This is a genomic window from Arthrobacter sp. HMWF013, from assembly GCF_003061105.1.
Taxonomy (GTDB): domain Bacteria; phylum Actinomycetota; class Actinomycetes; order Actinomycetales; family Micrococcaceae; genus Arthrobacter.
In genome coordinates this window covers 1262-3248 of the sequence record NZ_QAIQ01000635.1, presented here as the reverse complement: position 1 = coordinate 3248, position 1987 = coordinate 1262, and the positions used below count along the sequence as shown (strand labels likewise).

General features: G+C 65.0%; 2 protein-coding genes. One reads left to right on the top strand and one right to left on the bottom strand.

The features are described from left to right. Positions 1 to 621: glutamyl-tRNA reductase (locus DBR22_RS21130; RefSeq protein ID WP_108600606.1), on the top strand; the 621-nt coding region annotated here is incomplete at its 5' end. Between the two features lie 161 nt (positions 622 to 782). Here DBR22_RS21130 and moeB read toward each other — a convergent pair. Continuing rightward, a complete protein-coding gene (moeB, locus tag DBR22_RS21125) occupies positions 783 to 1982 on the bottom strand; it encodes a molybdopterin-synthase adenylyltransferase MoeB (RefSeq protein WP_108600605.1) in 1200 nt (399 codons plus the stop codon). Positions 1983 to 1987: the final 5 nt, after the last annotated feature.

Sequence of the window (1987 nt, the reverse complement as noted above, 5' to 3'; positions counted from 1 at the left end):
GCCATGGACTCAGGCTCGCTCCGGCCTGCCGTCGCGGCCGCGGATGTCATGATCGGCTGCAGCGGTTCGGACACCCGCGTAGAGGCAGCGGAACTGGCCGAGATCCGCGCCCTGTCTCCGCAGCCGCTGATCGCCATCGATCTTGCCCTCACTCACGATTTTGACCCGGAAGTGGGAGAGCTCGACGGCGTTGAGCTGCTCACGCTGGAATCGGTACGTTTGGCGGCACCCCAGGAACAGGCCGAATCGCTCGCCCAGGCCAGCGGCATCGTGTCAGGTGCAGCCCGGGCCTTCGAGCAGGAGCGCGAGGTACGTTCGGTGGATTCGGCCATTGTGGCTCTCCGCCGGCACACCATGAACGTCCTGGACGCTGAAATGGAGAAAGTCCGTGCGCGCCATGGCTGCACGGCGGCCGCCGAGGAAGTGGAGTTCGCCCTCCGCCGGATGGTCAAGCAACTGCTTCACGTACCTACGGTGCGGGCCCGCGAGCTTGCCGCCAACGGCCAGCAGGACGACTACGTTTCGGCCCTCGAAACCCTCTACGGAATCACCGTGGAGCAGCCGGCGGCCCCTGCCCCGGCGGAATGCCCCGTGGACCACCGGGGCCTCGAAACCGCCTGACCGCCCCACCAACGCTCTCTCACTTTCTGCAGGTTTCCCGGCAACGCTCTCTCACTTTCTTGAGAAAAGTGAGAGAGCGTTGCCGTTTAACCGGCGTTAAGTGCTAGAGCGTTGCCAAAAAACCGCCCGAAAGTGACAGAGGGTCGCGGAGGAGGACGCTGTTAGTAGACGGGCTTCTGGGGCTCCACGTCCCGCACCCAGGCCAGGATGCCACCGTCGAGGTGGCTGACCCGCTCATAGCCGGCTTTCCGCGCCGCTTCCAGCACGGCCGCCGATCGTGTCCCGGCCTTGCAGTGGAACACGATGTCCTTGTCCTGCGGGAGTTCGGCCCAGGCTTCACCGGCCAGGATGCGGCCCTGCGGGATCAGCACTGAGCCGTCGATGCTGACAATCCCGTGTTCACCGGTTTCGCGGACGTCCACCAGTTCGAAGTCCTTCAGGCCTGCCTTGCGCGATGCCAGCATGGTGGCCAGCTGTGTGGCGGTGACGGTGTGCTCGGTATCGGTGTCAGCGGCCGGCGCAATGCCGCAGAATGCGTCGTAGTCCGTCAGTTCCGTGATGGGATCCGCCGCCGGGTCCTTGGATACCCGGATCTCGCGCCAGCTGCCGCCCAGGGCGTCGAACAGTGCCACGCGTCCCAGCAGGGAACGCCCGACGCCGGTGATCAGCTTGACTGCCTCCGTCACCATGAGGGACCCCACGGCCGAGCACAGCATGCCGAACACGCCGCCTTCACCACAGGAGGGCACGGAACCGGCCGGCGGCGCCTCGGGATACAGGTCGCGGTAGGTGGGGCCGTGCTTTTCCCAGAACACGCTGACCTGCCCGTCGAAGCGGAAGATGGAGCCCCATACGTAGGGTTTTCCCAGGATCGCAGCGGCATCGTTGACCAGGTAGCGGGTGGCGAAGTTGTCAGCTCCATCCAGGATCAGGTCATAGTCTGCGAACAGCTCCAGGGCGTTGGTGGCGTCAAGCCTCAGATCGTGGAGCCGGACCTCCACGAGCGGGTTCAGTGCGGCGATGGCGTTCCGGGCTGATTCGATTTTGGGCCGTCCGACGTCGGCAACACCGTGGATTACCTGACGCTGCAGGTTGCTCAGATCCACGGAGTCGTCGTCGACGATTCCCAGCGTCCCTACCCCGGCGGCGGCAAGGTAGAGCAGCGCCGGCGAACCGAGGCCCCCGGCGCCGATGACCAGGACCTTGGCGTTTTTCAGCCTCCGCTGCCCCAGGGCCCCGATCTCGGGAATAATAAGGTGCCGGGAATAGCGTTCCACCTCGGCCGGAGTAAGTTCACCGGCGGGCTCCACCAGCGGTTCGAGAGAAACAGGGGAGACATTTTCGGTGAATGTTGAAGCCATACTTC

Coding starts and splice junctions, on each gene's coding strand:
- moeB (WP_108600605.1), bottom strand. CDS start 1,982: ATGGCTTCAACATTCACCGAAAATGTCTCCCCTGTTTCTCTCGAACCG.